Origin of the sequence: Ruegeria spongiae (genome assembly GCF_023502395.1) — a bacterium.
Classification (GTDB): Bacteria; Pseudomonadota; Alphaproteobacteria; order Rhodobacterales; family Rhodobacteraceae; genus Ruegeria_C; species Ruegeria_C spongiae.
The window spans coordinates 74,575-81,153 of the sequence record NZ_JAMFMB010000022.1 but is presented as its reverse complement, the minus strand read 5'-3'; the positions used below and the strand labels follow the sequence as shown (position 1 = coordinate 81,153).

General features: G+C 58.8%; 3 protein-coding genes and 1 pseudogene. All 4 read right to left on the bottom strand.

The window, feature by feature from the left end:
• Window positions 1–173: 173 nt before the first annotated feature.
• Window positions 174–1,427: pseudogene (locus M3P21_RS16485) on the bottom strand (ISNCY family transposase); the annotation flags it as partial.
• Between the two features lie 157 nt (window positions 1,428–1,584).
• Window positions 1,585–2,256 (bottom strand): TetR/AcrR family transcriptional regulator, encoded by a 672-nt coding sequence (locus tag M3P21_RS16480; protein ID WP_283781014.1) that lies wholly within the window; start codon window positions 2,254–2,256, stop codon window positions 1,585–1,587.
• 91 nt (window positions 2,257–2,347) lie between these two features.
• Entirely contained in the window at window positions 2,348–3,541 is a 1,194-nt protein-coding gene (locus M3P21_RS16475) for a patatin-like phospholipase family protein (protein ID WP_249711616.1), read from the bottom strand.
• Window positions 3,541–6,579 carry an efflux RND transporter permease subunit gene (locus tag M3P21_RS16470; protein ID WP_249711615.1) on the bottom strand — a complete coding sequence of 1,013 codons (3,039 nt, stop codon included), beginning with the start codon at window positions 6,577–6,579 and terminating at the stop codon, window positions 3,541–3,543. Before M3P21_RS16470 ends, M3P21_RS16475 begins: the two co-directional genes overlap by 1 nt.

The following is a 6,579-nucleotide window of genomic DNA, read 5'->3' as shown; positions in this document are numbered from 1 at the left end:
CCATCCCCAGCCGATCACCTTCAAATAGGTAAAGTCGGTCTGCCAGAGCTGGTTCGGCCGTGTTGTCTTGTCCTGGAACTCGTCCGCAGCGGACAGAACAACGGTCAACTGTCAGATCACATCTGAACCACTACAACTCATTCACTTGCTACGGTAATCTCTGGCCCAACCCTCTTTCGGGCTTTGGGCTTATACCTCATCTTCTCGGAATTGGTCCGCACCTTGGGCTTGGGCGCCACCTACTCCTGTAGCTATTTGACATGAGCCAGAACCGCACTGAGCCATTTGTTCTCGGTGACGACAGCATGGGTGACGCGCTGGTCCATATCAAAGACTCTGTAGGGCAGGGCCTGGCCTTTCCAGCGCACCTCAAACCGGCCATCCGTAAAGGCATAGGTATCCACATATTTGCCGACCAGAGCGCGTGACAGGTCGTTCTCTTCCAGCATGATCCGCTTGCGGTCATAAGAGAATGTGAGCTGCTTGCCGACTTAGCGGTTCTCGCGCCAGCACAGCACTTCAGCCAGCTTGTCCGGCTCTACATTTAGCGCGCGGTGCAGGTTGTCCGCTTTGGCCGGGGCCTTGGAAAACTTGCCGTTGAAGCGGGCTTTGAAGCCTTCAAGAAAGCCGTTTCCGGCTTCCATGTCCGAAATGCCCGCCAGCCTCAGATCTTTGACAAGCCGGTCCTGAAGCGTCCGGTTCGCCCGTTCAACCCGGCCTTTGGCCTGAGAGCTGTTTGCACACAGAATCTCGATGTTCAGTTCATTCAACGCCCGCCCGAATTGGGGTCATGCCTGCGCCGTTCCTGTCGTCTGTCTTGGACGCACTGAACACCGTGTGTTTGTCGCAGTAGAAAGCCACGGGCCGTCCATGCTTCAGGAGATAGCTTTCCAAGGCCTCGAAATAGCTGAACGTGCTTTCCGACTTCACTAACCGCAGCTCCATCAACATGCTGGTGGCGTCATCAATGAAAACGAGCAGGATGCAAGGCAGCGCGCGACCCTCAAACCAACGATGATCGGAGCCGTCGATCTGGATCAGTTCGCCATAGCATTCTCGGCGCAGACGCGGCTGGTGAAATGTCCGGCGCTGTTTACGCGACAGCCAAATGCCGTCTTCAATCATCCATTTGCGCAAGGTCTCACGAGACACTTTGAACCCGTGATGCTTGGTCAGTATCTCACCCGCCAGTGTCGCGCCGAAATCCGGGTAATTCTCTTTGATCAGACACAGAGCATAGTCGCGCTTCGCTTTGCGGATCCGGTTGTTCGGAGGCTTGCCGCACGCCTTATGACGGATCGCGGATGCGCCGTCTTGGCGGTATCGCTTCAGAAGCCGGAATACTTGCCGCCGTGTCAGACCCAGCAGGTTCGCCGCATTACCTCCACGCGGTTCAACTCGCGCTCGCTCATCATCACCCATCCCATGTCCGCTCATCCTCGTCTTGTTTTGAGGGCAGAGTGACACTTCTGAATTGCTGATGGGTGACATTACGGCTTTTCGACTACACATGATAACTGCATAATCTGAATTATGGTAATATCAATCCAGTAAGAGGCGTTGAAGATCACTTGACTCGGGATGTCAAGCGCTTACGTGGTCGGATCGGATTTCGGCAAGCGGGTGAATACCTGCATTCCACGAGGCGCGCAGCATTCTTGTTGCGATCTCTATTGTGCGTTGACCTTCAGTATCGTCGAGATCCACCGCCTGGTTCACGGCCGCGTTGGCAAAGCCAAAGAGCACAGTCAGTGTCTTTCTGAACTCCGCCAGCTTGTCATTCGAAACGAAGTGCCGCGCGGCGGCGTGGACCGTTTCGACATTGTCCAGAGTATCATCAAATTCTGCCGACAGGACCGACTTGTCCGAGGCCGCACCAGACCATATCTTTTTGAGAACCCGGTCGCCGCGCAAGGTCTGATAATAGCTCTGCATCAGGATATCCATCCTGTCGACGACCTCTTCCAGCGTCCCCGGAGGCGTGCGGAATGCTGCTTTGAGATTGCTGCGCTGCTGGCTCAGGTATTCTTCGCAGATCGCCGAAATCACCGCGCCTTTGTTGGGGAAATACTGGTACATTGAACTGATCGTGATACCGGCCTCGTGGGCAACATCGGTCATCTTGAGATCGTTGTATCCCTTGCGCGCGACAACAGACTTTGCGGCCAGAAGGATTTGTTCGACTCGCTTTTGAGCCCGTGCCTGGCGTGGGATTCTGACGGGTTCCTGGCGCCGTTTGGATTTGGCAGATTGCATAGCACACCTGAACGTATCTGAATTTTTTTCAGAAATAAGAACAAGGTCTCGTTTTGACAATAGCTAGCGTAAACCAGTGCCGTAACGGCATTTACCTGGCGAGGAAAATCTCTTTGAGATCGGCGCGCCAGCTGTCGGGCCGCAGCCCGTCGGCATAGCCCTGAGTATAAAGCGCACGCATGTAGCCCGGGTCAAAAAACTCTTTTGGTTCCGTCTGGAACCCGACTGGCACTGCAAGGCCACGCAGGCGCAGATCGTCACGTTTGGCCAATGCAGTGATCGCGGCAATGTCACCCAGCCCCTGGGACCGGACAAGCGTGCCCAGGGTACGGTCCACCATCTTGGACAAGCGCAGGTCCTGTTCACGATAGCGTGGTTCCAGCCGTTTGTTGTGGATCAGCCAGATCGTGTTGGCCTTGTTCGCATATCCAAGTTCGCGCAGGGTCTGTTTCACCGGCAGGCCCGGCGGGTAGGCAAAGATCTGCTGCGTCAGCGCGCCGTCCACATGCATCTCCTGCCGCACCTCGTGACCATTGCTGACCTGGATCGGCACCGGATCAAAAACCAGCGGGATCGAGGCCGAGGCGAGGATGACGGAACGGACCAGCTGATGCGCTTGCGGTGTGCCCACGGACGCGATGGCACCGACATCCCACAGGACCGGTCGCTCGGCGTCGATATTGGTGGTGCCAACAAACAGGCGGCGGCCGCGCGCATGTTCCTGGGCAATCTCGCGGATTAACTGGTCGGTCATCTCGCGGTTGATCTTCTTTTTCAGCGGCGTGACATTTGCGATGGTTCGACCCGAGATCAGCGCGTCCAGAATGCGCAACTGCGCCACATCCGCTGTGCGGGTCTCGGTATAGAACTCGCGCAGTGGCGGATCATAGTCGGAGCCCAGAAAGGCAAAGGGGGCGATGATCGCGCCGGTCGAGATGCCGGTGACCACATCGAATTCGGGCCGCCGACCGCTGCGAGACCAGCCGTTGAGCACCCCTGCCCCATAAGCGCCATCCGCCCCGCCACCCGACAGGGCGAGCAATTGCACACCGTCCGCGTCCTTTTCGCGCGACACCGCAGCGCGGAATTCGGCGATGACCTGAGATTTGTCCACCTCGAAATCATCGGCGTAGTAGCGGATATCCGGTGGCATGCCCACCGGCTCAAAGCTCTCATAAGTGGCGGCGTCCGGTGGCGGCAGCGCGCGTTTGGGCGCGCAGCCGATACCCACCAGCACGATGACCAAGGCGGGCAGGAGGCGAAACCACCCCCCCCTGCCCCGCATCACGCGGGTTCCGCGACTGCCTCCTCACGCTTGGCATCACGTGAGAAGAGCACATAGTAGAAGACCGGTGCCGCGATCAGCGTCAGGATCGAGGCAAAGGCCAGACCGCCCATGATGGTCACGGCCATCGACTGGAAGAACTCGTCGGTCAGCAATGGCAGCATACCCAGAATGGTCGTCGCCGCCGCCAGCATAACCGGCCGCATCCGCGAGACCGAGGCTTCGACGATCGCCTCCTGCAGCGGTTTTCCGGTTTCGCGGACGTGGTCGATTTCTTCCACTAGAACGATACCGTTCTTGATCAGCATCCCCGACAGGCTGAGCAGACCCAGCAGCGCGGTAAAGCTGAACGGCATACCGGTCACCAGCAATCCGATCACTACCCCATTGACCGACATCGGCACCAGAAGCCAGATGATAAGCGGCTGACGCAGCGCGTTGAACAGGAAGATCGAAATCAGGACCATCACCAGCAGCGACAGCGGTAACTGGCGGGCAAGGTTTTCATTGGCATTGGCGGAATCTTCGTACTCGCCGCCCCATTCCATGCTGTATCCCAGCGGCAACGGTATCGCTTCGACGGCATCCATTATCGTGCTTTGGACCTCTGCTGGCGTCACATCAGGGCTGACATCACCGGATACGGTGATGGTCGGTAGCCGGTTGCGGCGGTGGTACAATGTGTCCTGCATTTCGAAGTCGAACCCGTCCGACACCTGAGCCAGCGGCACGAATTGATCTGCCGTGTCAGAGTAGATCAGCTGATCCAACAGCACCGAAGGGTCATCGGGATCGACCCGGACATAGATCGGCAACAGCCGGTCGCCATCGCGGAAAACGCCGCTTGTTATGCCTTCTGTCGCGAATAGAAGCACCTCGGCCATATCGCTGCGGGTGATGCCTGCGGTGCGGGCGCGGTCCTCTGAGAACAGAGGAATGATGGCCGCCTCGCGTTCACGCCAGTCAGTGCGCAGAGTGGTCAGCTTGTCGGAGGTCTGCGTCAGCACGGCCATCGCCTCTTTGCTCAGGCGGCGCAGTTCGGTCGGGTCGGGGCCCGAGATACGCAGCTGGATCGGGCTGCCACTGCCGGGACCGAAAAGCAGGCGCTTGGTCCGGAACTCACCCTCGGGCAGATTCTCGCGGCCAAAGGCCTCGGCTCGGGCGCTGAGCGGAGCAATGTTTTCAACGTTGTCGACGCGCACGATAATCTGGCCGTAGCTGATATTGGGGTCTTCGGTGGGATAGGTCAGCATGAACCGGCTGGCACCATCACCCACAAAAGTAGTCATGTTCACGACTTCGTCCTGCTCGGCGAGCCAGGCTTCGATCCGCTTCATATCCTCCGAGGTCTTCTGGATCTTGGTTCCCTGCGCCAGCTTGTAGTGGATGAAGAAAAGCGGCGTGTTGGAATAGGGGAAGAACTGCTGTTTGACGCTGCCAAACGCCGCAAAGCAGACAGCGGTCAATGCAACAAGCGACACGATTACCAGCCAGCGGACCCGAATGGCCGCACCCAGAACCGATGCGAAGATGCGGAACATCGGCGCGTCATAGGCGTCGCTCTCGCCACCGCTGCCGATCTTGAAGCAATAGTGCCCCAGCAGAGGCGTCACGGTGATCGCCAGAATCCAGGACAGCATCAGAGACAGCCCGATCACCGCAAAGAGCGAGAACAGGAATTCGCCGGTATCGTCGGGGCTCAGCCCGATTCCGGCAAAGGCCATGATCCCGATCACGGTGGCGCCCAGCAGCGGGATCTGGGTCTTGTCCGCGCTGTTGGCGGCCGCATCGCGCGAGGATTTGCCGCGCGCCATATCGGTCTGCATCCCCTCGGCGATCACAATGGCGTTGTCCACCAGCATCCCCATCGCGATGATGAGCGCGCCCAGACTGATCCGCTCCATCTCGATCGAGAAGATCGACATCATCAGGATGGTACCCGTCACCGTCAGCAGCAGCGTCGTTCCCACCACGATTGCCGCGCGCCAGCCCATGGCGAGCGCGAGCACCACGATCACGATGACGACCGACATGGCAAGGTTGATTAGAAAGGCATTCGATGCTTCGTCAACGATCAAGTGCTGCTGGTAGATCGGGCTTAGTTCGACACCTGCGGGGATGCTCGACCGCAGCTCGGCCAGCCTTTGATCAACGCGGTATCCCACTTCGACGATGTTTTCTGTCTGGATGCCCGCGACACCTACGGTAAAGGCCTCGACCCCGTCCTGACGTATGATGAGCGTGGGATCCGCGACCCGGCTGCGCTCGACGCTTGCGACATCGGCGAGGCGCACCAGCTCGCCGTTGACGCCAATGGTCAGGTTCTGGATTTCCTCGACCGTGTTCGACCCGTCTGGCCGATTGATCCGGATTCCGTTTGCCCGCCCGGCATCAGCCAGAGCGTTTGCGGTTGCGATGTTCTGACCGATCACCGCTGGCGGAACGCCCAGATTTGCAGTCAGGTCCAGATCGGGCTGCACATAGATCGCTTCTTCGGGCAATCCGCTGAGCGCCACATCCGCCACCCCTTTGACCGCCAGCAGCTCGCGCCGGATGAAGGTCGCAAGCTCATGGCGTTCGCGGTCGGTGAAATCGGGGGCGGTGACGGCGAAATAGATGCCGAACACATCGCCATAGCGGTCATTGACGTAAGGCGGGTTCGCCCCATCGGGCAGAAACGGGGTGGCATCGTCCACCCGAGCGCGCAGTTTGGTCCAGACCGCAGGCAGAGCGCTGCTGGGAAAGTGCTTCTTGATATCGACCTTGACCACCGACAGACCCGGCGTGTTGACCGAGGTGATCTTGTCGACCTCGGACATCTTCTGGACTTCGCTCTCTATGTTCTCGGTCACCTCGCGTGCGACCTCGTCGGCCGTCGCGCCGGGATAAAGCGTGACCACCGTCGCGGTCTTGATCGTGAAGGCCGGGTCTTCCAACCTGCCGAGGGAAAAGAACCCGACAATCCCGCCGAAAAGACAGGTCAGGATGACGATCCAGGTCGCAATCGGATTGTTGATGCTGAAACGCGCGATCTGCAT

Coding starts and splice junctions, on each gene's coding strand:
- M3P21_RS16480 (WP_283781014.1), bottom strand. CDS start 2,256: ATGCAATCTGCCAAATCCAAACGGCGCCAGGAACCCGTCAGAATCCCA.
- M3P21_RS16475 (WP_249711616.1), bottom strand. CDS start 3,541: ATGCGGGGCAGGGGGGGGTGGTTTCGCCTCCTGCCCGCCTTGGTCATC.
- M3P21_RS16470 (WP_249711615.1), bottom strand. CDS start 6,579: ATGCAGATCGCGCGTTTCAGCATCAACAATCCGATTGCGACCTGGATC.